Consider the following 24,456-nt stretch of genomic DNA (forward strand, 5'->3'; position numbering starts at 1 on the left):
CACGGCGAGGTAGCCCGGGTCAGGTCGTCTAGGCAATTGCCCTCGTAAGCAAAAAGGGCCGACGTTGCCGCCAGCCCTTCATTGATGCGAACCTCGCGATCAGTTGCAGCGCACTCTGCCTCGCTCGACCTCGCGGCCCAGCGCGGCGCCGGCGCCTGCACCGATGATGGTGCCGAGCACGTTGGATCTGCCCCGGGCGATCTGGTTGCCGAGCAACCCGCCAACCGCCGCGCCGACGATCAGCCCGGTCGTCCCGTCGTTGCGGCGGCAATAGTAGCGGCCGTCGTTGCCGCGATAGATGCGGTCGGTGCGGCTGAGGGTGTACGGCCGGTAATAGCTGCCGTCGCGGTAGTAGCGCTGGGCATCGTAATACCGGTATCCGGGCTCGTAGCGGTTGTAGTCGTAAGCCGCATAACGCCGCCAGTCGCGGTTGTCCTTGCGCTGCGCCTTGGCGAGTTCGCGGCGGCACTCACGCAGTTCCCGGCGATACTCGGCTCGCGAATCGGCGCGGCGCAGCTCGCGGTTGCATTCACGCACCTCGCGGTCGGTGCGGTAGCCTGTCTGCGTGGCGGCGGGTGCGCTCGCCAATGGGATCGAGGCCATGCCGATCACGGCGGCCAATGCCAGTTTCTTCACGATAACTCTCCTGCTCGTGCGATTTCGCCCATGGCCGTCAGAACGACTGCGGCAAGACGGCGTTCCCGCCGTTCCCGCCCCGTGCCGCGGTCAGGCAGCCCGCGTCAGGCGCCGCTCGACGATCGCCCACAGCGCGGCGAAGGCTTGGGCCGCCGGGCTCGCCGGGGCGAATGCGCCGATCGGCGCCCGGCGCGTGGCCATCTGCTCGATCGCGCTGGCCATGGGAATCACCGGCCAGCCCGGGTGCGCGAGAATCGCCGCGCGGTGGCTGGCGCGGCGGCGGTCGATCATCGAGAGCACCGGCAGCAGGGGCGGGTGGCGCTTGTGGTTGTCGGCAAGATCCGCGCGGATCTGTTCGAGCGCGCGCAGCGACAGGAGCGAGGGCGTGAGCGGCACGACCACCGCATCGGCGGCGCGCATCACCTGGGCGCTTACCTCGTTGAGTACCGGCGGACAATCGAGCACGATCCGCGGGTAATCGCTGTCGAGCCGCTCGATCAGCCGGGCGAGGCGGCGTTTCTTGCCAATCTTGAGCAGCGCCGCATCGAGCGCGCGCAGGCTGGCGTCGGCGGGCAGGAGCGCGAGCCCTGGCCAGGCCGTGGCACGGGCCAAGGCGGCGGGTTCCTGTTCGTGCGCGAACAGCCCGGCGGCGCGCTGACGCGGCGGCGGATCGACATCCAGCAGGAAACTGGCACCACCCGAGGCGTCGAGGTCCCACAGCAACGTGGCGCGCTTGGAGATCGTCGCCGCGCACCATGCCAAATTGGCGGCGATGGTCGTTTTCCCGACTCCGCCCTTAACGCTGTAGACCGCGATCGTCGCCATCCGCGCAGACTAGTGGCGAACGGCGGGGGTGTCAGCCGTCGTAGTCGGCGCCCAGCGAGGTGTTGCGCACCGGCGCGGCAGCAGTGATCCGCAGTGCTTCGGCCGACTGGCTGAGCGAGCCGACCGCATCGGCCTCGTCCTCGTCGTCGGGGAGGATCTTCTGCAGCGACGAGACCAAGTTCTCGTGAAGGTGCTTGGGCCTGATCGTCTCGTCGGCGATCTCGCGCAGTGCGACGACGGGGTTCTTGTCGCGATCACGCTCGATCGTCAGCTCGGCCCCGCCCGAAATTGCGCGCGCTCGGGTCGCGGCGAGCAGGACGAGGTCGAAACGGTTGGGAACCTTGTCGACACAATCTTCGACGGTAACGCGCGCCATCGGGCACTCCGATCAAATTGCAGAGTCTGCGGGAAAGCGCGTGAGGTACGGGCCGAGCACGCGAAAGTCAAGATTTTCGGGCAGGATGACGGGTTGATTCTCACGAACTCGATCAGTCGTAGCCGTTGCTCGCACGGTCCCCTTCGGCCAGATCGCTGAACTTGGTGATGCGCGGTTCGAAGCGGAGGCGGACCTTGCCGGTCGATCCGTGGCGCTGCTTGGCGACGATCAGCTCGGCTAGGCCGTAGACCCGCTCCATGTCCGCAGCCCATTGCGCGTGGGCATCGTGGGTCTTGGCGTCGTCACCTTCGACCGGGCGCTTGGGCTCGCGCGAGCCGACGTAGTAGTCTTCTCGGAACACGAACAGAACGATGTCGGCGTCCTGTTCGATCGAACCCGATTCGCGCAAGTCCGAGAGCATGGGGCGCTTGTCCTCGCGCTGCTCGACCGCCCGGCTGAGCTGCGACAGCGCCAGCACCGGCACGTTCAACTCCTTGGCCAGCGTCTTCAAGCCGCGGCTGATCTCGGAAATCTCATTGACGCGGTTGTCCTGCGCGCGACCCGAGCCCTGGAGCAGCTGGAGGTAATCGACAACGATCAGGCCGATGTCGTGCCGCCGCTTCAGGCGCCGCGCACGCGCCCGCAGCGCAGCGATCGACAGCGCCGGGGTGTCGTCGATATAGAGCGGCAGTTCGGCAAGGCGCTGGCTTGCGAACGACAGTTGCTGGAAATCGTCGCGGCTGATCTTGCCCATCCGCAGCATCTCGCTGGAGATACCCGACTGCTCGGCGAGGATTCGCGTGGCCAGCTGGTCGGCGCTCATTTCAAGGCTGAAGAACGCCACCGCCGCACCGACCGACTTGTCCGCCGCGATGCCGTCGACCAGGTCGCGGCGCATGCGGTCGGCGGCGTTGAAAGCGATGTTGGTGGCCAGCGCGGTCTTGCCCATGCCGGGGCGCCCGGCGAGGATCAACAGGTCGGATTCGTGCAAGCCCCCGATCTTCTCGTTGACCGATGTCAGCCCGGTGGTGGTGCCCGAAACGTGACCGCCCGAAAGCAGCGCCTGCTCGATCATCCCCAGCGAGATACGCGTCGCGACCGCGAAAGTCTGCGCCTCGCGTCCGCTGCTGGCGCCGTCGGCGACGGCATATAGCGCCGCCTCCGCTTCCTCGACCTGTTGCATTGGGGCGACATCGTTCGAGGTGTCCATCGCCCCGGTGACGAGGTTGCGCCCGACCGAAACCAGTTCGCGCAGCAGCGCCAGGTCATAGATCTGCGCGGCCAGTTCGCGCGGGGCGAGCAGGCCTTGGCCATCGGCGGTCAACCGCGCGAGATAGGTTATGCCCCCCAGCTCCTTGAGCGCCTCGTCCGCCTCGAAATAAGGCTTGAGGGTCACCGGGGTGACGGTCGCGTTGCGATCGAGCAGCTGAAGAATGCGCTCGTATATGCGCTGGTGGAGCGGCTCGAAGAAGTGCTGCGGGCGCAGGTTGCCTGCGTGCTCTTCGATAACCCGGTTGTCGATCAGCGCTGCGCCGAGAAATGCCGCCTCGGCCTCCAGATTCGCCGGCAACGCGCGGATTCCCGACTCGTCTGCGGAAGCGGGTGCGGGAAAGGGGATCGGTTCGCTGGCCATGCGGGGGTCAATGCGACGGGCGGTGCCGCGGCGGCAAGGGCGTTGCGACGAACGGCTGGGGATCGCCCTGTCTATAAGTATCGCCTGCGCCATTTCCCGACAGGCCATGCTCCCTTGCCCCCGCATGTTGCATCTGCGAGACAGCGTGCGCCATGGCGGACCCCGGTAAAATCGAAAACTGGCGCATCAGCCACATCGATCTGGACGAAGCGACTATCCTGTGGCGCAATCCAGATATCGAACAGGAACGGCGGATCGCTATCTTCGACCTGATCGAGGAGAACTCGTTTCGTCCGGTGCGCTCGGCCGAGGCGGGGCACGATGGTCCGTACCGGCTGCGCCTGTCGGTCGAAGACGGGCGGCTGGCGTTGGCGATCGCCGACGAAGCCGGCACGCTGCTGGAAACGATTATTCTCGCACTGGGGCGTTTCCGCCGCCCGATCCGCGATTATTTCGCGATCTGCGACAGCTATTACCAAGCGATCCGCCGCGCCACCGCAGCCGAAATCGAGACCATCGACATGGCCCGCCGCGGGGTCCACAACGAAGCGGCGGAGCTGCTGCTTGAACGCCTGGAGGGCAAGGTCGAAACCGACTTCGCCACCGCACGGCGGCTCTTTACCCTGATCTGCGTGCTGCATATCAGGGGTTGAATCAGACCAGAATCGAGCACGGGGCGCACGACAAGATCATGGCAAGGGCGAAGCGTTCGACGACGCGCGTCGTCCGGCGGCGGCTGTTCGCGGCGGGCGGGCTGCTGGCGCTGGTGCTGATCGGCACGGCTTGGTGGGAGGCTGGCGAATGGCGTCCCACGCGCGCGCGCTTTCCCGTGCAGGGCGCGGAAATCGGCAGCGGCGACAGCGCCGTGAACTTCGCCGCGCTGAAGGCGAGCGGCGCGGATTTCGTCTATCTCGACGCCAGCGAGGGCACCACGCAGCGCAACGCCGGGTTCGAGGAGCATCTTGCCGCCGCGCGCGAAGCCGGGTTGCAGGTCGGCGCGCTCCACCGCTTCGATCCGTGCCTGGGGGCCGATCCCCAGGCCGGCAATTTCGTCACCGTGGTCCCCCGCGACGCCAAGTTGCTGCCGCCCGCGATCGAGCTCGCCATCGACGACGAGGCCTGCGCAGCGCCTCCCGCCGAGGCGGCGATGCAGAGCGAACTGACGACTTTGGTCAACCAGCTCGAGGCGCATTCGGGCAAGCCCGCGATCCTCAAGCTGTCGCGCGGGTTCGAGGCGCGCTATCACGTGTCCGCGATGATCGATCGAAACTTGTGGGTGACCGGCGCCTATCTCGCGCCGGGCTATGCCGGGCGGCCATGGGTGATGTGGAGCGCCAACCCCCGCCTGCGCTCGCCCGCCGCCGCGGGTAGACTTCACTGGGTGGTGGTGCGGCCGTGAGTGGGCTGTCGTCCGCCCAGCGCGATTCACTGATCGCAGCAGCGCGCGAAGCGTCGAGCGGGGCGTACGCGCCGTATTCGAACTTCCACGTCGGCGCAGCGCTGTTGCTGGCTGACGGCACCGTAGTCACCGGCGCAAACGTCGAGAATGCCAGTTACGGCCTGTCGCTGTGCGCCGAGACGGTGGCGGTGGCCAAGCTTATGTCGGATGGCAAGCGAGGCGGGCTCATCGCGGTGGCGGTGGTCGGGGGCCGGCCCGCCGCTTCGGGGGAAGCGACCCCCGGGGCCGATCCGGTCAGCCCCTGCGGGCGTTGCCGCCAGGTCCTCAACGAGATCGCCCAGCTCGGCGGAACCGATCCGGCGGTGCTGTGCATCGGCGCCAACGATGTGGTGGAAACCACCCTAGCCGCGCTCTTGCCGCTGGCCTTCGGCCCGGCCAGTCTGGGCTGACAGGAGCGGGCATGGCAATTCTTTCGGACAAGTGGATTCGTACCCAGGCGATCGAGCACGGCATGATCGAGCCGTTCGTCGAGGCGCAGCGGCGCGATGGGTGCATCAGCTATGGGTTGTCGTCTTACGGCTACGACGCGCGGGTTGCCGAGGACTTCAAGATCTTCACCAACGTCAATTCCTCGGTGGTCGATCCCAAGGCGTTCGATCCCGACAGCTTCGTCGATCGCACGACCCAGTGCTGCGTGATCCCGCCCAACTCGTTCGCGCTGGCGCGCACCGTCGAATACTTCCGCGTCCCGCGCGACGTGCTGGTGATCTGCCTGGGCAAGAGCACTTATGCCCGGTGCGGGATTATCGTGAATGTCACCCCGCTCGAACCCGGCTGGGAGGGGCACGTGACGCTCGAATTCAGCAACACCACGCCCCTGCCCGCCAAGATCTATGCCAATGAGGGCGCGTGCCAGTTCCTGTTCCTCCAAGGCAACGAGCCGTGCGAGATCAGCTATGCCGACCGCGCGGGCAAATACATGGGCCAGCGCGGAGTTACCCTGCCCAAGCTGTAGAGTTGTATTGCTTCCGGGAACCTATCGCCGCCAAACTCGCTTGATCGCCAAGGCGCGGAGGTTTCGTCCCTGGCGAAACCGGCCGTCCGCGCCTTGCCTTTCAAAGCGCTATGCCGGGAGCAAGCCGCCATGAACGTCATCGCCGCCGTCATCGGACGAATCTTCATCGCGCTGCTGTTTCTCTATTCCGGCGCGACCAAGCTGTTCAATCCCGCGGCGGCCGAAGCAATGATCACCGGCGCGGGGCTGCCCAACGGGCTGGCGATCCCCACCGGGATATTCGAGGTGGTCGCCGCCTTGTGCCTGATCATCGGCTTCATGACTCGGCTCGCCTCGATCCTGCTCGCCGGTTTCGTCGCGCTCACGATCGTGTTCTTCCATAACGATCTCACGACCATGCCGGGCGCGATCACGGCTTTGAGCCACCTTGCGCTGATCGGCGGGCTGCTGTGTCTGTTCGCGCACAGTCAGATGCGCTGGAGCTACGATTCGATGCGGCTGACCCGCCGCGCGGAGATCGCCGAGCGCGATGCAGCCGCCAAAGTCCATGAGGCCGAGCTGCGCGCGGCCAAGGCCGAAGCGCACGCCGAAGGCCTGCGGACCGCGCCGGTCGCTCCGGCGCCGGTGGTGGCAGCCCCAGTGGTTGCCGCGCCAGTGATCGACCGGAACCGTGACGGCATCGACGACCGCGACCAGCGGGCCGTCCCCGCCGCGCGCCACGATATGGATCGCGACGGGATTGACGACCGAGCCGAAGCCATAGACCCTCGCCTGCGGCCCTGATTCAACCGGGCCGGGAGAGGCCCCATGGCGCAGACCAGCCCGCGCGACGCGCGCGAATTCGACATCGTGATCTACGGCGCAACCGGCTATACCGGACGTCTCGTCGCCGAATACCTGTCGCAACACTATGCCGGCCGCGCCGACGCGCCGAAATGGGCGATGGCCGGGCGCAGCGAAACCAAGCTGCGCGAAGTGCGCGACCTGATCGGCGCGCCCGAATCGACCCCCTGATCGTGGCGGATGCCGACGACCCCGGCAGCCTCGCCGCGATGTGCGGGCGGGCGCGAGTCGTGATCACCACCGTCGGTCCCTATCAACTTTACGGCGAGCCGCTGGTCGCAGCCTGCTCCGCTGCGGGGACCGACTACGCGGACCTGTGCGGCGAGCCCGGGTGGATGCACCAGATGATCGAAAGGTACGATGCCGCCGCCAAAGCCAGCGGCGCGCACATCTGCTTTTCCGCCGGCTTCGATTCGATCCCGTTCGATCTGGGCGTGCTGATGCTCCAGAACGAGGCCAAGGCCCGCTTCGGCAAGCCCGCGCCGCGCGTCCGTGGCCGGGTCCGAGCGATGAAGGGAACCTTTTCGGGCGGCACCGCGGCGAGCCTGACCGAGACGATGAAGGCGGTCGCCAAGAACCCCAAGCTGATATCTGTGCTCAACGATCCCTTCGCGCTCACCCCCGGCTTTTCCGGGCCGAGCCAGCCCGGCGGCCTGATCCCGCACTACGAGGCCGATCTCGACAAGTGGGCAGCGCCGTTCATCATGGCCACGATCAACACCAAGAACGTGCACCGCACCAATTTCCTCCTGGGCCACCCCTATGGCGAGGACTTCCGTTATGACGAGATGATGCTGACCAGCCCCGGCGAGGCCGGCAAGGCGGCGGCGCATGCGGTCGCCGAAATGCTCAAGAACCCGTTCGGGGCCAAACCGCCCAAGCCCGGTGAAGGGCCGAGCAAGGAGGAGCGCGAGACCGGGCACTACGACGTATTGTTTATAGGCGAGATGCCCGGCGGCGAGAAACTGCACTATGCGGTCAAAGGGCGTTATGATCCGGGCTACGGCTCGACCAGCCGAATGATCGCCGAGACGGCGATCGCGCTGCTGTCGTGCGCCAAGCCAGGCGGTGTCGGGACACCGGGGTCGTTCGTCGGCGAGGCGCTGGCAAAGCGGCTGCAGGACAACGCCGAGATTTCGTTTGGGGTGGAAGCCTAGCGCCGCTCGAAGCGCTTCAACCCCAGCCCCAGCCGGTTGTCGCCCAGCGCAAGGCGGTCGCCCGACCAATCGGCCACGAAAGTCGTGGTCCGATCGACGTTAGGCGCCAGGCGGGCGTCGTTGGCGGCGATGATCAGCCCGTTCGACGTATGGGCCTTACCTTCCGCCGCCACCGCGATGAACGCGCTGTAGTTTTCCTTGTCCGCCCCTTGCACGAACCAGTTCTCGGCGATCGTTCCGCTGGCTCCGCCCGGCAGGTCGACCATGTAGTTGGTCGCCTTGCCGCGGCTGTCGTCGAAGCTCGACTGGACGATCTCGATCCGCACCGCGCGGCTTTTGACGTAGTGTCCGCCGCGGCCCTGTTCGAAGCGGCAGCGGCGCACGGTCAGCGCGCCATAGTTGCCGATGTAAAGCGAATGCGCGCAGCCGCCCGCGCCTTCGCAGGTGCCGAGCCGGGTGAAGGTTGATTTCTCGATCAGGATCGAGCCGCCGGGGTCCTCGGCGGTGAGGATGCCCTGGTTGCTGTCCATGAACCAGCTTTGGGTGACCGCGAGGTCGCCGTGCTCGAGCCGGATACCCGCGCCATTGGCTTCGGGCACGCGCAAGCGCGCGAAGATCAGTCCTTCGACGCGCGCGCTGCGCCCGCGCAGGACCAGCGCCGCCTTGCCCTCGCACACCCCGCCGTCGAGCGCGGCCTGGCCGGGAACTTGCGCGACATAGCCGACCGAACCCTTGGTCTGCACTGCACAATCGCGCCACCGGCCCGAAGCGATGCGGATCGTGCCGCTGGCGTCGCCGATGGCGTCGACCGCCTGCTGGAGCGAGCCATACGAGCGCCCGGTCTCGGCAATCGTGTAGGGCCGCTGCGGCGTGCCTTGCGCGAACAGCGCGCCAAGCGGGATGATCGCCAGCGCCAGCCCGCCGAGCAGATACAGCGCGAGCCGGTCGTTGCGCGCCGCGCCGCTGGTCGGTTGCGAAAGCAAAGGCATCGGCGGTCCCCCCGGAAACCGCCTCCGTTTCTAGGCCGCAATGGTTAACCGAGCGTTAGGACGCGGGCTTGACGGGGTCCTTGGGCGGCCGACCCCGCTTCGGCTGGGGCGAAGCCTGCAAGCGCACCCCACGCCTGGTCAGCGCCTCGCGCAGCAGGCATTCGATCTGCGCGTTGACCGAGCGCAAGTCTGACGCCGCGGCGCGCTCGACCGCGGCGTGGAGCGCCGGGTCGAGCCGCAACGGGAATGCCTTCTTGCCCGTGCCCGAAGGTCCGCTTCCAGCCATGCTACTGGTAAAGCGAGCCTGCGTTGACAATGGGCTGGGTGTCGCGCTCGCCACACAGCACGACCATCAGGTTCGAGACCATCGCGGCGCGGCGCTCGTCGTCGAGCTCGACCACATTTTTCTCGCTGAGCAGCGCCAGCGCCATCTCGACCATGCCGACCGCGCCTTCGACCAAGGTCTTGCGCGCTGCGACCACAGCCTCGGCCTGCTGGCGGCGAAGCATCGCTCCGGCGATCTCCTGCGCATAGGCAAGGTGGGTGAATCCGCACTCATCGACGGTGATTCCGGCCAGCCGCAGCCGCTCGATCAATTCGCTGCGCAATTCCGCGCCGACCTGGTCGTGGTTGCCGCGCAGGGTAACTTCGGCGTGGGAGAAATCGTCATAAGGGTAGCGCGACCCGATGGTCCGCACGGCGGCTTCGATCTGGACCATGACGAACGCCTTGTAATCATCGACATCGTACAGCGCCTGCGCGGTATCGACCACCCGCCAGACCACTTGTGCGGCCATCTCGATCGGGTTGCCGCGCAAGTCGTTGACCTTGATCTTGTCGGAAATCAGGTTGTTGGCGCGCACCGAAATCTTGGCCTTACCCATCCATGGCCAGACCCAGCGCAGGCCGGCATGGCGGTCCGTTCCGCGATAGCTGCCGAACAGCGTGATCGCGGCAGCGGTATTGGGCTGGAGCATGTAGAAGCCCGAGGAGATCAGGATCAGCGCGAGCACCGCCAGTCCGGTCGTTACGAGAAAGCCGAAGACCTCCGTGTCGAGCGGCTCGCTGCCCGCAAACGCGACAACGTGCCAAACCGTCCATGCGAGCAGCACAAGGAACAGCACGAGCATCAAATAGCCGGTGGTGCTCCACGCACCCCGTTCGCGGCTGAGGTTCATGGCAGAATGCGAATCGGTCATCGATGTACCCCCCTTTAATATGATATCATATTAATATCATTGCGGCATGACTGGTCAAGAGCCCTTGCATTGCGGTGCGGCCAAGCCCATCTGGAGTTCACAGGACCGGGCCCCTCTGGCGCGGCATGGTGGCGGCAACGCCGGTATGCCTCGTGATGTCGGACTGTATCGGATGTTTCCGATGCTGTGGTCCGGGCTCGACCATCCACCCGCACCAGGCTCCGGCACGGCTCATCCGATCGAACGTCAATTCGTTTTCGATAGGGATTTGTCATGCCAGACACCGTTTTCCGCCTGATGGAGCGCCACCAGACGCTCGATGAGCGCCTGCGCCGGTTGCAGACCGCGCGCTGGCCCGATCCGTTCGAGATCGCCCGCCTGAAGAAGCTCAAGCTCGCGCTTAAGGACCGGCTCAACCGCGTTCTCCAGCGCCGCGCGCGCGCCTGACGGGGACGCCACGATGGAAATCCTGTTCGCCGAGATACTCGGCACCCCGGCCTGGTTCTGGCTGGCCTTCGCCGGCCTCGTCGTCGCCCTCACCGCATTCGATCTCGGCGTGCTCCACAAGGAGGACCGCGCCATGGGCATCGCCGAATCGCTCAAGCTCACCGCGTTCTACGTGAGCGTCGCGCTCGCCTTCGGAGCGTGGATCTGGGCCGCGCGCGGCGCCGAGCTGGGTATGCAGTACTTCACCGGGTTCTTCATCGAAAAGGCGCTGTCGATCGACAACGTATTCGTGATCAGCCTGATCTTCAGCTTCTTCGCGATCCCGGTGAAATACCAGTATCGCGCGCTGTTGTGGGGGATCGTCGCGGTCATCGTGCTGCGCGGGATCATGATCGCGGGCGGCGCGGCGCTGGTCGACCAGGCCTATTGGGTGCTCTACCTGTTCGCCGCGTTCCTGGTGTTCACCGGGATCAAGATGTTCTTCGCCGGCGATGCGCAACCCGATCTGGCGAACAACGCGGCGGTGCGCTGGATCTCGACCCGCATGCGGGTCACCCAGAAGCATCACGACCAGCGGTTCTTCGTCAAGGTGCCCGACGAAAGGACCGGCAGGCAGGTGACGGCGGCGACCCCGCTGTTCCTGGCGCTGGTGGTGATCAACCTCGCAGACCTGGTTTTCGCGGTCGATTCGGTGCCCGCGATCTTCGCGATCACCACCGATACGTTCGTCGTCTACACCAGCAACATCATGGCCATCCTGGGCCTGCGGGCGCTGTATTTCGCGCTCGCCGCGATGATCCACCGCTTCCACTATCTCAAATACGCGCTGGCGGCCGTGCTGGTGTTCATCGGCTCAAAGATCTTCGTCGCCGATTTCGTGCTGGGCGGAGACAAGTTCCCACCGGTGCTCAGCCTGGGCGTGACGCTCGCTCTGATCGCGGCGGGAGTCGGCTACTCGCTGTGGAAGACGCGCGGCCAAGTCCCGCTCACAACTGCCTGATGACCGCCAGGAACGCGTCGCCGTAGGCCTCGAGCTTACGTGCACCGATCCCGCCGATCGCGCCCAGGGCGGCGCGGTCGGCGGGACGCGCCGCGGCCATCTCGCGCAATGTGGCGTCGTGGAAGATCACATAGGGTGGGACCTGCGCCTCGGCCGCGAGATCGCGGCGCAGCGCGCGCAGCGCCTCGAACAGCGGATCGCCGACCGGGTTGACCCCACCTCCCTCGCGGCCGCCCGCACGATCGCGCCGCCGCTTGCGTTCGGGCCGCGCGGCCAACGCGACCAGCACCGGCAGTTCGCCCTTGAGGATCGCCCGCGCATCGCCGCCCAGCGCCAGCCCGCCATGCTCGGTCGCCACCAGGCTCCCGCGCGCCTGGAGAGCGCGGGCAAGCGGCTTGAGCAGCGGCGCTTCATCGGCGGTGGCGATCCCGAACACGCTCAGCTTGTCGTGGCCGCGCGCGGTCACGCGCTCGTCGGCAACGCCGGTCAGCACCTTCTCGAGGTGGCCGAGGCCGAAGCTCTGCCCGGTGCGATAGGCGGCGGAGAGCAGCTTGCGCGCGGTCTCGGTGGCGTCGACCACCCCGGGCGCGTCGAGGCAGTTGTCGCAGTTGCCGCACGACTGCGGCGGGTCCTCGCCGAAGTGGCGCAACAGGATAGCGCGGCGGCAGCCCGCGGTTTCGACCAGCGTCGCGAGCGCCTCCAGCCGAGTGCGTTCGCTGGCGCGGCGATGATCCTCGACCTCGCCCAGCCGCTGCCGGGCGCGGGCGAAATCGTCGGCGCCCCACAGCATCAGCGCGGTCGCGGGATCGCCATCGCGCCCGGCGCGACCGGTCTCCTGGTAATAGGCCTCGATCGACTTGGGGATGCCTGCGTGCGCCACGAACCGCACGTCGGGTTTGTCGATCCCCATGCCGAACGCGACCGTGGCGACCATCACCATGTCCTCGCTGGCGACGAACGCGGCCTGGTTGGCGGCGCGCACCTGCGGGTCGAGCCCGGCATGATAGGGCAGCACCCGCCTTCCGCTCCGCCCCAGCGCCTCGGCCAGCTTTTCGACCTGGTTGCGGGTCTGGGCGTAGACGATCCCCGGCCCCGACTGTTCGGCGATCAATTGCGCGAGCTGGCGTTGCGCCTGATCGCGCGGGCGGATCGCATAGCGGATGTTGGGCCGGTCGAACCCGGCGACGATCAGGCCCTCGTCCGGTATCCCGAGCTGGGCGAGAATGTCGGCCCGGGTATGCGCGTCGGCGGTGGCGGTCAGGGCGAGCCGGGGGACATCGCCGAACCGGTCGAGCAGCGGACGCAGTAGGCGATAGTCGGGGCGAAAATCGTGGCCCCACTCGGACACGCAGTGCGCCTCGTCGATCGCGAACAGGCAGATCGGCGACTTGCTCAACAACTCGCGGAAATGCGGCTGGCTGGCGCGTTCGGGGGCGACGTAGAGCAAGTCGAGCGCACCGCTGCGGAAGCGGTCGATCGCAGCCTCGCGATAGTCGTCGCTGTCGGCGCTGGTCAGCGTCGCGGCGCGGATGCCGTTGGCCGTCGCCGCGCGCAACTGGTCGTGCATCAGCGCGATCAGCGGCGAGACCACCACGCAAGTGCCAGGCAGCATGACCGCGGGCAGCTGATAGGTCAGCGACTTGCCGGCGCCCGTCGGCATCACCGCCAGCGTCGATTCGCCCGCCAGCACCCTGCGCACGACGTCTTCCTGCGCGCCGCGGAAATCGGCGAAACCGAAGACGCGGTGGAGGGCTTCTCGCGCCTCTTGGACCACATGGACCACTGTCCTGGGCAAAATTTCTTCGGGGCCGCAATGAGGCGGCGCGGGTCCTTCGCGAGCATCGACCCCGTCTTCGTGGATCGAAAGGGCGAAAGGAGGGAGCGAGGCCATGCGATCGCCCATGGCAAATTTCGGCGTCGTAGGAAAATTGCTTCGGCGAATGCCGTCAGAAAGGCGTCCGAAAAGCCGAACCCGCTGCCATCCAAAGCAAATCTTGCTTCGCTTGCGCGGCGCGGGACCTAGATTGGAGCCGTCGATGGCCCGCCACCGACCGCGGCTTTTGAGGTTCAGCTTGCTCCGCGTCAAAAAAGGCTAAAGCGCACGGCCGAGGCGACGACGCCAGACTCGTGTTCCATCGCAACATGGAGACTGGAAATGACGATTCGTCGAAATACCCGCCGCCGCGATCGCGTGCCGCCGATTCCACACCCATCATGGACTTACGGCAGCGACCGGCTCGCCGCGCTTTCCGGCAAACGCCTGAGCGCGCGCGATTTCTGGGAACGGGTCGGACCCTGAGCCAATCGCCACCCGGGTGGGTTAGCCTGCCGGGGTGACCCGCCAGATCGCGTGTCCGACGTCGTCGGCGACGAGCAACGCGCCCTGCCGGTCGAGCGCGACCCCGACCGGACGGCCCCGCGCCTTGCCGCTCGCTTGGTCGATGAACCCGGTCAGGAACGGCACCGGCTTGCCCGTGGGCCTGCCGCCCGCGAAGGGCACATAGGCTACTTGATAGCCATAGAAGACCGTGCGGTCCCAGCTGCCGTGCTCGCCGACGAACGCGCCGCCCTGGAAGCGCGGCGGCATCAGGGGGCCGTTCGAAAACGCGAGGCCGAGCGCGGCGACATGGGGGCCGAGCGCATAATCGGGCGAGGTCGCGCGGGCGACCATCTCGGGCCGCTGCGGGCGGACGCGGACATCGACGTGCTGGCCGTAGTACGACCACGGCCAGCCGTAGAACCCGCCGTCCTTCACCGAGGTGAGATAATCGGGTACCAGGTTGTTGCCGATCTCATCACGCTCGTTGACCACGGTGTAGAGGGTGTTCGAACCGGGTCGGAAGCTGAGGCCGTTGGGGTTGCGCAGCCCGCCCGCGAACAGGCGATGCGCCCCGGTGGCAGGATCGACTTCCCAAATCGCGGCGCGATTGTGCTCGGCTTCGAGGCCATTTTCGACAATGTTGCTGTTCGATCCGATCCCGACATAAAGCTTCGAACCGTCGGGGCTGGCGACGAGATCCTTGGTCCAGTGGTGATCGATCGGCCCGCCGGGGAGCGCGGTGAGCATCGTTCCGGGACCGGCGCTGGTCCCGCCGGAAGTGAACGGATAACGCCAGATCGCATTGGTCGCGGCGACGTACAGCGTGTTGCCGATCGTCGCGATGCCGAACGGCGAGGTCAGCTTGTCGACGATCACGAACTTCTTTTCGGCCACGCCATCGCCATCGCCGTCGCGCAACAGCACCACGCGGTTGCCCGGCTTCACCGGCGAATGCGCCTGGCCGATCACCAACCCATAGATGATATCCTTGGGCCGCAGCACCGGTTCGAACCCCGGCCCGCCGCTTTCGACCACAAGCACGTCGCCGTTCGCGAGCGGGAGCACGCGGCGCGGGGCTTTGAGATTGCGCGCGAACGCCTTGACCGTGAAGCCGGGCAACGCGGTCGGGGTCTCGTTCGCCTTGAATCCCACCGGTTTGGCGATGCCCATCGGCGGAAACAGATACTGCTGCGGTTCGGGCAACTTGGGATTGGCCCCATACTGGTCCTCCCCTGGAAATTGCGGGTGGGAGCAGGCCGAGGCGAGCGACGCCGCGCCGAGCGCGAGTGCTAAACGAGCGCGCATCACCGGATTCCCCCGCGCTGGTGGACGTAGGCGAGCCGGTGACCGAGGAACCCGGTCACCGCCAGCGCCAGCACGGTCAGTAACGACAGGGTCAGCCCGGTCGGAACGACGCCGGTCCAACCGTCGCGGGCGTGGACCAGGTTGTTGAACAGCCCGAGCACGAGGACCAGCGCGCTCAGCCCCAAGTGCAGCCACGCGCTGGCGGGGCGTGCGTGGCGCCGCGTAGCCAGCAGGTCGATCAACCCGAACAGCGCCGCCAAAGCGCCGAAGAATTCACCGGACGCCAGCAGCCATTGGGCGAAGTTGGACCACTGGACCTGCCCGTTGCTGCCGACATAGGCGAGATCGCACAGCAGCGCGCCGGTGAAGCCCACGATCGGAAACGGCACGAGCATGGCGTGGACGGGCACTCCGCCGATCGCCGCGCGTGGTCTGAAGCTTGCGTCCGCCATCGTTTATGCGCCCCATTGGCCTGTACAGGCGCAACGGCGCAGGCGGGGTTTGGTTGCCTTACCGTTTTGTCATCCGGGGGCGAGGCGCTCAATCGAGGTTGGGGCGCAACCACCGCTCGGCCTCGGCCAACGGCATTCCCCGCCGCGCCGCATAGTCTTCGACCTGGTCGCGCCCGATCCGCGCCACCCCGAAGTAGGCCGCTTCGGGGTGGGCGAAGTAAAACCCGCTGACCGCCGCGGTGGGCAGCATCGCCTGGCTTTCGGTGAGCTCGATCCCGGCGTTCTTGCCCGCATCGAGCAAGTCGAACAGGATTGGCTTGAGGCTGTGGTCGGGGCACGCGGGGTACCCGGGGGCGGGGCGGATGCCGCGGTATTGCTCGCGGATCAGCGCCTCGTTGGTCAGTTGCTCGCCCGGTGCATAGCCCCACAGCGTGGTCCGGACGTGCTGGTGGAGGCGTTCGGCCATGGCCTCGGCCAACCGGTCGGCGAGCGCCTTGAGCAGGATGTCGGAATAATCGTCGTTGGCGGCCAGGAAGCGCGCGCCGTGCGGTTCGATCCCGTGGATGCCGACCGCGAAACCACCGATCCAGTCGCCCGCTGGATCGATGAAATCCGCCAGACACATGTTGGCGCGGTCGCGGCTTTTCTTCACTTGCTGGCGCAAGAACGGCAGCAGGACGTTGCGCTCCTCATCGGCGAGGTGGATCGTCACGTCGTCGCCGTCGCGCGCGCAGGGCCACAGTCCGACGACGCCGCGCGCGGTCAGCCACTTCTCGGCGATGATGGTGTCGAGCAGCGCGTCGGCATCGGCCTTGAGCGCGCGCGCGGTCTCTCCCACGACTTCGTCGTCGAGGATCGACGGATAGGTTCCGTGCAGCTCCCAGGCGCGGAAGAACGGGGTCCAGTCGATCACCTCGCGCAAGTCTGCCAGATCCCAGTCGGCATAGACATGGATGCCGGGTTGCTCGGGTGGAGGCGGCTTGTCCGCGAAGCTGGGATCGTAGAAATTGGCGCGCGCCTCGTCGATCGTCAGCAGGACGCTTTGCGCCTTGCCCTCGCGCGCCTCGCGCACCTTGCGGTAATCACCCGCCGTGCTTTCGACGAACCCGTCGCGCTGGGTGTCGGACAGGAGCTGGCTGGCGACCCCCACCGCGCGGCTGGCGTCGAGCACGTGGATCACCGGGCCGTCGTAGGCAGGGTCGATTCGCAGCGCGGTGTGGACCTTGCTGGTGGTCGCCCCGCCGATCAGCAGCGGGATGTCGAACTCGGCCCGCTTCATCTCCTCGGCGACGGTGACCATCTCGTCGAGGCTGGGGGTGATCAGCCCGGACAGGCCGATGATGTCGGCATCCTCGGCCTTGGCGGTCTCGAGGATCTTCGCCCACGGCACCATCACGCCCAGGTCGATCACTTCGTAGCCGTTGCACTGGAGCACGACGCCGACGATGTTCTTGCCGATGTCGTGGACGTCGCCCTTGACCGTGGCCATCACGATCTTGCCCTTGGCGCGCGCGCCGGGTTCCTTCGCCGCCTCGATGAACGGGATCAGGTGGGCGACCGCCTTCTTCATGACGCGGGCCGATTTGACCACCTGCGGCAGGAACATCTGGCCCGATCCGAACAGGTCGCCGACCACGTTCATCCCGTCCATCAGCGGGCCTTCGATGACCTCGATCGGGCGCGCGTAGAGCTGACGGGCTTCCTCGGTGTCATCGACCACATGCGCGTCGATCCCGCGCACCAGCGCGTGTTCGAGCCGCCGGGCGACGTCCCACCCTCGCCATTCCTCCATCGCCTTTTCGGCCTTGGCGTCGGTGCCGCGATAGGATTCGGCAAGCTCGATCAGCCGCTCGGTCGCATCCGGACGCCGGGCGAGGATCACGTCCTCGCAGGCCTCGCGCAGGACGGGATCGATCTGGTCGTAGATGTCGAGCTGCCCGGCGTTGACGATCGCCATGTCGAGCCCGGCGGGAATCGCGTGGTAGAGAAACACCGAATGCATCGCCCGGCGCACCGGCTCGTTGCCGCGAAAGCTGAACGACAGGTTCGAGAGGCCGCCCGAGAAGTGCACATGCGGGCAGCTCAGCCGGATCGCCTTGACGGCTTCGATAAAATCGAGCGCGTAGCGGTCGTGCTCCTCCATGCCGGTGGCGATGGCGAAGATGTTGGGATCGAAGATGATGTCCTCGGGCGGAAACCCGATGCCGGTGAGCAGCGCATAGGCGCGCTCGCAAATCTCGATCTTGCGCTGCGCGGTGTCTGCCTGCCCCGCCTCGTCGAACGCCATCACGACCACCGCCGCGCCATAGGCCATGCACTTGCGCGCCGCGTCGAGGAACGGCTCCTCGCCTTCCTTCATGCTGATCGAATTGACGATCGGCTTGCCCGACACGCACTTGAGCCCGGCCTCGATCACCGCCCATTTGCTGCTGTCGATCATCACCGGCACGCGCGCGATGTCGGGCTCGGCGGCGATCAGCTGGAGGAAGGTGGTCATAGCCTCGACCGCGTCGAGCAGGCCCTCGTCCATGTTGACGTCGATCACCTGCGCGCCGTTCTCGACCTGCTGGCGCGCAACCTCGACCGCGCGGGTGTAGTCGCCCGCCAGGATCAGCTTCTTGAACGCGGCGCTGCCGGTGACGTTGGTCCGCTCGCCGATGTTGACGAAGCGCGAGGAGGCATTCTGGGTCATGGGATCGCAGTCGAAATGGGGTTGCAGGATAGCTTGTCCTCCCCCCTGCAAGGGGAGAGGATAGCCAAGCTTGGCCCGCGGAGCGGGACTAGCGCAGCTTGGAGAGGGGTGGTCTCCGGCCAGAGCACCCCTCTCCAACTTCGCCTAGCCAGCAAGCTGGCAAGTCTCCGTATCCTCTCCCCTTTCAAGGGTGAGGGCTGCCAAGCCGAGATTTCACGCACGTTACCGCTAAGCCGCCATCACGAACGGCTCCAACCCTGCCAGCCGCGTGACGGGCGCCAGCTCGGGTAGCTTGCGCGGCGGCCGGCTCGCCGCCGCCGCGGCGATCGCCGCGATGTGCTCGGGCGTCGAGCCACAGCAGCCGCCCAGCACGTTGACCTGCCCCGCCTCGGCCCATTCGCGGACCAGCGCGGCGGTGGTTTCGGGACGTTCGTCGTACTCGCCCAGCTCGTTGGGCAGCCCGGCGTTGGGATAGACCATGATTGCGGCGTCGGCGATCGCGCTCAGCGCGCGCACGTGCGGGCGCAATTGCGTCGCGCCGAACGAGCAGTTGAGCCCGATCGTCAGCGGGCGGGCATGGCGCACCGCGTACCAGAACGCCTCCACCGTGTGGCCCGACAGATTGCGCCCCGAAAGGTCGGTCAGGGTCATCGACAGCATCAGCGGCACCTCGCGGCCCAGCTCGGATTCGAGCTGCTTGACCGCCATGATCCCGGCCTTGCAGTTGAGCGTGTCGAACACGGTCTCGATCAGGATGAAATCGGCCCCGCCTTCGACCAGCGCGGCGGCCTGTTCCTTGTAAACCTCGACGAGGAAGTCCCAGTCGATCTCGCGAAAGCCCGGATCGTTGACGTCGGGCGAGAGCGACAGCGTCTTGTTGGTCGGCCCGATGGCGCCGGCCACGAAGCGCGGGCGGCCATCGGCAGCCTCGAACTCGTCCGCCACCCGCCGCGCCATCCGCGCGGATCCCAGGTTGATGTCGCGCACCAGATGCTCTGCTGCGTAGTCGGCCTGGCTGATCCGGTTGGCCGAGAAGGTGTTGGTCTCGGCGATGTCGGCACCGGCGGCGAAATAGGCGCGGTGGATCGATTCCGGAACGTGCGGTGCGGTCAGCGCGAGGATGTCGTTGTTGCCCTTCTGGTCCTTGGCCAGCCCCAGCGATCCGGCATAGTCGGCTTCGGCCAGCTTCCAGTTCTGGATCTCGGTGCCGAATGCGCCGTCGGTGATCAGGATGCGCCTGGCGGCGGCGTCGAGAAACTGTTCGCGCTTGGTCATGGCGTGGGCTCCGGGCGCAATCCGAGCAACTGGCAGATCGCGTAAGCCTGCTCGGCGCGGTTGAGGGTATAGAAGTGAAAGTCCCGCACCCCGCCCGCGTAGAGCTGGCGGCACAAGTCCGCCGCGGCGACCGCGGCGACCAGCGCGCGCGGGCCGGGACGTTCGTCGAGCCCTTCGAACAGCGCTTCGAGCGAGGCGGGGATCGTGGTGTTGCCCGACATCCGGCGGATTGCTGAAAAGCTGGTCACCGGCATGATCCCCGGGACGATCGGCGCCGTGATCCCGGCGGCGAGCGTCTGGTCGAGAAAGCGGAAATAGGCATCGGCGGAAAAGAAGAACTGCGTGATCGCGCGTGTCGCTCCCGCATCCAGCTTGCGCTTGAGGTTGTCGAGATCGGCCGCGGCGGTCGCGGCGTCGGGATGAACCTCGGGATAGGCGGCGACCGACAGCTCGAAGTCGCGGCGGGCCTTGAGTCCCGCGACCAGCTCGGCCGCGCTCGAATAGCCGTCGGGATGGGGCGTGAACCTGGCGCCCTCACCCGGCGGGGGATCGCCGCGCAGCGCGACGATATGACGCACCCCCGCGTCCCAGTACTGCTCGGCGATGTCCCCGATCTCGGCCTTGCTGGCCGCGACGCAGGTAAGGTGCGCAGCCGGAACCAGCGCAGTCTCCTGCACGATCCGCGCGACCGTCGCGTGGGTGCGCTCGCGGGTAGAACCGCCCGCGCCGTAGGTCACCGATACGAAGCTGGGATTGAGCGGAGCGAGCTGGGTGATCGCGTCCCACAGCTGCTGCTCCATCTTCTCGGACTTGGGCGGGAAGAATTCGAACGAGACCGCGATGTCGCCGGGCAGGTGCGCGAACGAAGGCTCGCTCGCCGCGCCAGGCTCGGGCCCAGGACGGGGCGCAAGGCGCGTCATGCGCTTTCCTTTCGGCGGGGGAGCCGGCTGACCGCGTCGGCCCGGCGCAACCCCGTCCAGATCATCACGGTAAGCTCACCGCCGCCCAGCGCTTCGCTGGCCTCGGGAGCGAACCCCGCCGCGTCGAGCAATGCGGCGACTTGCTCGCTGGAAAAGCCCAGGCGGACATGGGCGTGGGCGCTGCGCAATTCCTCGCGATCGTGCGGCGCGAAATCGACGATGGCGACACGCCCGCCCGAACGAGTGACGCGCGCGGCTTCGGCGAGCACAGCTTCGGGCGACTGTGCGTAGTGAAGCACCTGATGAAACAGCACCGTATCGAAGCTGGCATCGGCGAACGGCAAGGCGGCGAAGTCGCCCTGGACCAGCTCGACCCGTCCGGGAGCCAGGTGCTGGAGACGGGCGCGCGCGAGCCGCAGCATCTCGGGGCTGTTGTCGAGCGCGATTACGGCATCGGCGGCAGGCTCGAACAGTTCGGCCATCCGCCCGGTGCCGGTGCCGACGTCGAGCACGCGGCCCAGGCCCAACGCATTCTGGGACACGCCGCCGAGCAGCCGGGCCAGCTCCGCCTCGACCGTCGCCTCGGCGCTGTGGAGCGAGCGCAGCACGTCCCACTGCGCGGCGTGGCGAGCGAAGTAATCGGCGGCGCGGGCTTCGCGGGCGTGGCGGATCTGGCCCAGGCGCAGGCGGTCGGCCTCGGCCTGCGCGGCGAACGCGGGATCGCCCGCTTCGCCGCGGTCGATCAGCCCGGCAACAGCGGCGGCAAGCGGCGGTCGATCCACGCCGGAAATGCTGCGCACAAACACCCAGCTGCCCTCGCGGCGGCGTTCGGCGAGGCCTGCTTCGGCGAGGATGCGGATATGGCGCGAGACGCGCGGCTGCGACTGGTCGAGCACTTGCGCCAACTCGCCCACCGCCAGCTCCATCCGCGTCAAAAGACGCATGATCCGCAGGCGCGTAGGATCGGCGAGCGCGCGCAGGATGTCGATCAGGGTGGCGTCGATCCGGCTCATCGGACAGTCATATAAAGAATTCTTTATATGATGCAACCACTCGGTCGAGCGGTGGCTGGCCCGTCTTGCTCCGCGCCGAACGGGAAGCTGCGCAAGGTGAACCGCGGATGAATTTTGGCGTTTGCCTTGGGCTTGGCAAATCGGTAAACAGCCCTCCGCCGCCGCGTGTGCGCCTCCCTTAAGGAAGCGGTTCGCGGCGGTCGTTTTATCGAAGAGGGCCTCTCATGAAGAAGATCATTGCTGCCGCGTTTGCGGTGACCGCCTCCCTGGCTCTCGCCGCTTGCGGCTCGAGCGACAAGGCTGCCGACGAAGCTGCCGCCGACAACGTCGAAATGCCGGCTGAAGAAGCCATGCCTGCCGACGCCGCGACTGCTCCGGCCGACGCGATGGCGCCTGCCGCCGATGCTTCGGCTGCTGCTGGCGCCGCGAACGACGCCAAGATGGATGCCGAAGCCGCTGCCGGTGCCGCCGAGAAGGCCGCCGACGAAGCCAAGGCCGAAGAAAAGAAGATGTAATCGGCTCCGGCTGCGTGGAAGCGCGGCCGGGATTGCATCCGCCGCAAGGCAATCGGGGGACGGAAGCCGGGATGCCGGTTTCCGTCCCTTTGGTTTGCGCGGCGAGACGGCTTTCGTCTCGCGGGCCGCCGTGGCATGGCTGGCCGGATGAGACCCGCCACGCCCAAACCGCTTGCCGATTACGTGATCCGCTCGGGTCGAGCGAAGTCGAGACATGCTGATCTCGCGCAATCGTATCTCGACTGCGCTCGACACGAGCGGGGAGATGCAAAAACCATGAGGGTTGCCGCCGCGGCGTTTTGCCTATCCCTCGCCGCGTGCGGGCCGGGCGCGGACGATCCCGGCCCGGGCGCGGTGACCGTGGGCGAAGCCAAGGCGCTCGACGATGCCGCCGCGATGCTCGACGCGCGTCGCCCGCCTGCCGAAGCCGCGACGGTCGCCCCCGCTCCGCCACCGCCCACGCCCCCGACCACACCATCGGCCAAGCCATGAGCGATTGGGACGCCTGGATCGGACGCGAGGAACGGCGCGAGGACCGCGTCGAGCCGAGCGCCTATGCGCGCTGGCTGGCCACGCTCGACCGCGAGGCGCCCGCGGATGGATCGGTCGCGCAGGGATTTCACTGGTGCTTGGCGCTGCCCGACGCGCCGACCGCGGGCCTGGGCGAGGACGGCCACCCGTTGCGCGATGCCTCGCCGGACAGCTTCCTCCCGCCGGTCCCGCAACCGCGCCGGATGTGGGCTTCGAGCAAAGTCGAATTCCTCGCCCCGCTCCGCGTCGGCGCGGCGATCGAGCGTCGTTCGAAGGTCGCCTCGGTCACGGCCAAGAGCGGCGCGAGCGGGCCCCTGGTGTTCGTCGATGTAGCCCACGAAACGCACGCCGACGGCACGCTGGCGGTGCGCGAGGTCCAGAGCCTCGTTTATCGCGATCCGCCGCCCGCGGGGACGCCGCCTGCTCCTCCGGTCGCGGGTCCGGGCAGCTTCGATCCCGCCGCGTGGACCGCGCACCGCGCGCTGGCGCCATCCGAGCCGCTGCTGTTCCGTTTCTCCGCGCTGACGTTCAACAGTCACCGCATCCACTACGACGCGCCCTATGCCACGCATGTCGAAGGCTATCGCGGACTCGTCGTCCATGGCCCGTTGACCGCCAGCTTGCTGCTCGATCTGGCGCGGCGCGAGCTGGGCGACAACGCGCTGAAGTCATTCGCTTTCCGCGGCGTCTCGCCGGCCATCGCCGGAGAATTGCTGCACCTCGTGATGCGCAGCAAAAGTGCAGCATACGAACTCGGTGCCTTCGCGCCCGACGGTCGCGAGGTCATGCGCGCGAGCGCGACCTAGTCAGTCGAAAGAGACTTTTCCGCGCCCGGCCTTGACCGCGCCGCGCAGCTTCTTGCCCGCCAGCCGCTCGACCTTGTTGATCCGGTTGACCCGGCTGCGAGCGCGCTTTTCCGGCACCTTGAAGGCATCGGCGACCAGCTTGGCGATCCGCTCGCGCGCGTCGACGCGGTTCGCCTCCTGGGTGCGGAAGCGGCGCGCGGTCAGCACGATCTCCCCAGCGGCGGTCATCCGGCTGCCCGCCAGCGTCTTGAGCCGCGCGAACACCGCCTCGTCCAGGCGGAGCGCGAACACGTCGAGCCGCACCTGCACCGCGGTGGCGACCTTGTTGACGTTCTGGCCGCCCGGCCCGGCCGCCGCGATGAACCGCTCCTCGATCGACGCCAACGCGCGGGCGATCGTCTCGGCCGCGTCGCTCACGCTACAGAATCCGGGAGGGCGAACCCCAGCGCGGCGAAATCGGCGGGCAGCGGGCTGGTCGCGGCGACCGGCGGCTTGCCTTCGCGGGCGATGCTCAGCATCCGGGCGTGGAGCATCGTCCGCATGCCGTTGCGCGCCGCGCCGTAGACCGGATCGCCGAACAGCGCCGCCCCCAGCCCCGAGGCGGCGTGGACCCGGATCTGGTGGGTGCGCCCGGTCTCGGGCCGGAATTCGACGAGCGTCAGCCCGCCGCGCTCGTCCAGCTTGCGCCAGTGCGTCAACGAAGGCTTGCCCTTGCGCGCGGGGATCATGCGCCAGCCGTGCTCCGCCGAGCTGATCTTGCTCAGCGCCAGTTCGATGGTTCCCTCGGCGTCGGCCAGCACCCCGGCCACCACCCCGAGATAGACCTTCTCGACCGCGCGCGCCTCGAACGCCGCCGAGAACCGCTTCAGCGCCTTGGGGTTGCGCGCCAGCAGCAGGCAGCCGGAGGTATCGGTATCGAGGCGGTGGACCGGCACCGGCGAACGCTGAAACCCGAGCCTGAGTTCGTGCGCCCGATCCTCGAGACAGGCGCCGCCCGCGCGCGGCCGCTCGATCGGCAGGCCCGCGGGCTTGTCGATGATCAGCGCTTCGCCGTCTTCGAACAGGATGGGAATGGCGTTCACTGGGTCCAATCTTTTCACACGAAGAC

27 protein-coding genes and 1 pseudogene are annotated in these 24,456 nt (G+C 67.4%); 12 read left to right on the top strand and 16 right to left on the bottom strand.

The genetic code is table 11. The annotated features are described in order from the left end of the window. Positions 1–99: 99 nt before the first annotated feature. The 4 genes from GKE62_RS08175 to GKE62_RS08190 all read right to left on the bottom strand — a co-directional run bounded on the left by GKE62_RS08175 (position 100) and on the right by GKE62_RS08190 (position 3,470). The gene (locus tag GKE62_RS08175; protein WP_230207010.1) at positions 100–636 is read right to left on the bottom strand and encodes a glycine zipper 2TM domain-containing protein; all 537 of its coding nucleotides are present in this window, start codon (positions 634–636) and stop codon (positions 100–102) included. A 90-nt stretch (positions 637–726) separates the two neighbouring features. Beyond that, positions 727–1,461 (bottom strand): ParA family protein, encoded by a 735-nt coding sequence (locus tag GKE62_RS08180; RefSeq protein WP_154691820.1) that lies wholly within the window; start codon positions 1,459–1,461, stop codon positions 727–729. A gap of 31 nt (positions 1,462–1,492) precedes the next feature. Then, positions 1,493–1,837 (bottom strand): DNA-directed RNA polymerase subunit omega, encoded by a 345-nt coding sequence (gene rpoZ, locus GKE62_RS08185; protein WP_154691821.1) that lies wholly within the window; start codon positions 1,835–1,837, stop codon positions 1,493–1,495. 112 nt (positions 1,838–1,949) lie between these two features. Further along, positions 1,950–3,470, bottom strand: coding sequence for a replicative DNA helicase (locus GKE62_RS08190; RefSeq protein WP_154691822.1), 1,521 nt, complete (start codon positions 3,468–3,470; stop codon positions 1,950–1,952). 152 nt (positions 3,471–3,622) lie between these two features. Between GKE62_RS08190 and GKE62_RS08195 the strand changes: the two genes are divergently transcribed. The 6 genes and pseudogenes from GKE62_RS08195 (at position 3,623) to GKE62_RS08220 (ending at position 7,884) form a co-directional block, all read left to right on the top strand. Further along, complete coding sequence (locus GKE62_RS08195; RefSeq protein ID WP_154691823.1) at positions 3,623–4,123, top strand: UPF0262 family protein; 501 nt, start codon at positions 3,623–3,625, stop codon at positions 4,121–4,123. Continuing rightward, positions 4,120–4,869, top strand: coding sequence for a glycoside hydrolase family 25 protein (locus GKE62_RS08200; protein ID WP_230207011.1), 750 nt, complete (start codon positions 4,120–4,122; stop codon positions 4,867–4,869). The genes GKE62_RS08195 and GKE62_RS08200 overlap by 4 nt, the downstream gene beginning before the upstream one ends. Then, on the top strand, positions 4,866–5,318 hold the full coding sequence (locus GKE62_RS08205; protein ID WP_370516076.1) for a cytidine deaminase: 453 nt from the start codon (positions 4,866–4,868) through the stop codon (positions 5,316–5,318). The genes GKE62_RS08200 and GKE62_RS08205 overlap by 4 nt, the downstream gene beginning before the upstream one ends. Before the next feature lie 11 nt (positions 5,319–5,329). Continuing rightward, positions 5,330–5,884: a dCTP deaminase gene (dcd, locus tag GKE62_RS08210; RefSeq protein WP_154691824.1), complete on the top strand. Its 555-nt coding sequence runs from the start codon at positions 5,330–5,332 to the stop codon at positions 5,882–5,884. 129 nt (positions 5,885–6,013) lie between these two features. Next, on the top strand, positions 6,014–6,667 hold the full coding sequence (locus tag GKE62_RS08215) for a DoxX family protein (protein WP_154691825.1): 654 nt from the start codon (positions 6,014–6,016) through the stop codon (positions 6,665–6,667). 24 nt (positions 6,668–6,691) lie between these two features. Continuing rightward, positions 6,692–7,884 (top strand): annotated as a pseudogene (locus tag GKE62_RS08220) (trans-acting enoyl reductase family protein). On the opposite strand, the gene GKE62_RS08225 reads toward GKE62_RS08220, so the two are convergent. Genes GKE62_RS08225 through GKE62_RS08235 form a run of 3 tightly spaced genes read right to left on the bottom strand, consistent with a single transcriptional unit; the run spans position 7,881 to position 10,072 of the window. Continuing rightward, entirely contained in the window at positions 7,881–8,873 is a 993-nt protein-coding gene (locus tag GKE62_RS08225) for a right-handed parallel beta-helix repeat-containing protein (protein WP_230207012.1), read from the bottom strand. The pseudogene GKE62_RS08220 and the gene GKE62_RS08225 sit on opposite strands and share 4 nt — an antisense overlap. A gap of 55 nt (positions 8,874–8,928) precedes the next feature. Then, positions 8,929–9,159 (bottom strand): toxin-antitoxin system HicB family antitoxin, encoded by a 231-nt coding sequence (locus GKE62_RS08230; RefSeq protein ID WP_154691826.1) that lies wholly within the window; start codon positions 9,157–9,159, stop codon positions 8,929–8,931. 1 nt (position 9,160) lies between these two features. Further along, positions 9,161–10,072: an SPFH domain-containing protein gene (locus GKE62_RS08235; RefSeq protein WP_154691827.1), complete on the bottom strand. Its 912-nt coding sequence runs from the start codon at positions 10,070–10,072 to the stop codon at positions 9,161–9,163. 273 nt (positions 10,073–10,345) lie between these two features. On the opposite strand from GKE62_RS08235, the gene GKE62_RS08240 reads away from it, so the two are divergent. After that, positions 10,346–10,519 carry a DUF465 domain-containing protein gene (locus tag GKE62_RS08240; RefSeq protein ID WP_154691828.1) on the top strand — a complete coding sequence of 58 codons (174 nt, stop codon included), beginning with the start codon at positions 10,346–10,348 and terminating at the stop codon, positions 10,517–10,519. A 13-nt stretch (positions 10,520–10,532) separates the two neighbouring features. After that, positions 10,533–11,519: a TerC family protein gene (locus tag GKE62_RS08245; protein ID WP_154691829.1), complete on the top strand. Its 987-nt coding sequence runs from the start codon at positions 10,533–10,535 to the stop codon at positions 11,517–11,519. On the opposite strand, the gene recQ is transcribed toward GKE62_RS08245, so the two are convergent. Next, positions 11,506–13,410: a DNA helicase RecQ gene (recQ, locus tag GKE62_RS08250; RefSeq protein WP_154691830.1), complete on the bottom strand. Its 1,905-nt coding sequence runs from the start codon at positions 13,408–13,410 to the stop codon at positions 11,506–11,508. The two genes, GKE62_RS08245 and recQ, sit on opposite strands and share 14 nt — an antisense overlap. Before the next feature lie 264 nt (positions 13,411–13,674). Between recQ and GKE62_RS08255 the strand changes: the two genes are divergently transcribed. Further along, complete coding sequence (locus GKE62_RS08255) at positions 13,675–13,818, top strand: hypothetical protein (RefSeq protein WP_154691831.1); 144 nt, start codon at positions 13,675–13,677, stop codon at positions 13,816–13,818. A 21-nt stretch (positions 13,819–13,839) separates the two neighbouring features. Here the strand turns inward: GKE62_RS08255 and GKE62_RS08260 are convergent, their stop codons facing one another. The 6 genes from GKE62_RS08260 to GKE62_RS08285 form a co-directional block, all read right to left on the bottom strand. Next, positions 13,840–15,144: a sorbosone dehydrogenase family protein gene (locus tag GKE62_RS08260; RefSeq protein WP_154691832.1), complete on the bottom strand. Its 1,305-nt coding sequence runs from the start codon at positions 15,142–15,144 to the stop codon at positions 13,840–13,842. Then, a complete protein-coding gene (locus GKE62_RS08265; RefSeq protein WP_154691833.1) occupies positions 15,144–15,596 on the bottom strand; it encodes a DUF2231 domain-containing protein in 453 nt (150 codons plus the stop codon). The genes GKE62_RS08260 and GKE62_RS08265 overlap by 1 nt, the downstream gene beginning before the upstream one ends. Before the next feature lie 88 nt (positions 15,597–15,684). Then, entirely contained in the window at positions 15,685–18,288 is a 2,604-nt protein-coding gene (gene metH, locus GKE62_RS08270) for a methionine synthase (RefSeq protein WP_154691834.1), read from the bottom strand. Between the two features lie 228 nt (positions 18,289–18,516). After that, a complete protein-coding gene (locus tag GKE62_RS08275) occupies positions 18,517–19,563 on the bottom strand; it encodes a homocysteine S-methyltransferase family protein (protein WP_154691835.1) in 1,047 nt (348 codons plus the stop codon). Further along, positions 19,560–20,483 carry a methylenetetrahydrofolate reductase [NAD(P)H] gene (gene metF / locus GKE62_RS08280; protein WP_154691836.1) on the bottom strand — a complete coding sequence of 308 codons (924 nt, stop codon included), beginning with the start codon at positions 20,481–20,483 and terminating at the stop codon, positions 19,560–19,562. Before metF ends, GKE62_RS08275 begins: the two co-directional genes overlap by 4 nt. Further along, on the bottom strand, positions 20,480–21,496 hold the full coding sequence (locus GKE62_RS08285) for a metalloregulator ArsR/SmtB family transcription factor (RefSeq protein ID WP_195908677.1): 1,017 nt from the start codon (positions 21,494–21,496) through the stop codon (positions 20,480–20,482). The genes metF and GKE62_RS08285 overlap by 4 nt, the downstream gene beginning before the upstream one ends. A gap of 224 nt (positions 21,497–21,720) precedes the next feature. Here GKE62_RS08285 and GKE62_RS08290 point away from each other — a divergent pair, with 224 nt between their 5' ends. From GKE62_RS08290 to GKE62_RS08300, 3 genes are all read left to right on the top strand, one after another. After that, positions 21,721–22,011: a hypothetical protein gene (locus GKE62_RS08290; RefSeq protein ID WP_154691837.1), complete on the top strand. Its 291-nt coding sequence runs from the start codon at positions 21,721–21,723 to the stop codon at positions 22,009–22,011. Between the two features lie 276 nt (positions 22,012–22,287). Next, positions 22,288–22,503, top strand: a complete 216-nt coding sequence (locus GKE62_RS08295) for a hypothetical protein (protein ID WP_154691838.1) — start codon at positions 22,288–22,290, stop codon at positions 22,501–22,503. Further along, positions 22,500–23,348, top strand: a complete 849-nt coding sequence (locus GKE62_RS08300) for a MaoC family dehydratase N-terminal domain-containing protein (RefSeq protein WP_154691839.1) — start codon at positions 22,500–22,502, stop codon at positions 23,346–23,348. The genes GKE62_RS08295 and GKE62_RS08300 overlap by 4 nt, the downstream gene beginning before the upstream one ends. On the opposite strand, the gene arfB is transcribed toward GKE62_RS08300, so the two are convergent. Both arfB and GKE62_RS08310 read right to left on the bottom strand, forming a co-directional pair. Then, positions 23,349–23,765: an alternative ribosome rescue aminoacyl-tRNA hydrolase ArfB gene (arfB, locus tag GKE62_RS08305; protein ID WP_154691840.1), complete on the bottom strand. Its 417-nt coding sequence runs from the start codon at positions 23,763–23,765 to the stop codon at positions 23,349–23,351. Then, positions 23,762–24,430 (bottom strand): RluA family pseudouridine synthase, encoded by a 669-nt coding sequence (locus GKE62_RS08310; protein WP_154691841.1) that lies wholly within the window; start codon positions 24,428–24,430, stop codon positions 23,762–23,764. Before GKE62_RS08310 ends, arfB begins: the two co-directional genes overlap by 4 nt. Positions 24,431–24,456: the final 26 nt, after the last annotated feature.

The sequence above is a fragment of the Novosphingobium sp. Gsoil 351 genome (genome assembly GCF_009707465.1).
GTDB lineage: Bacteria > Pseudomonadota > Alphaproteobacteria > Sphingomonadales > Sphingomonadaceae > Novosphingobium.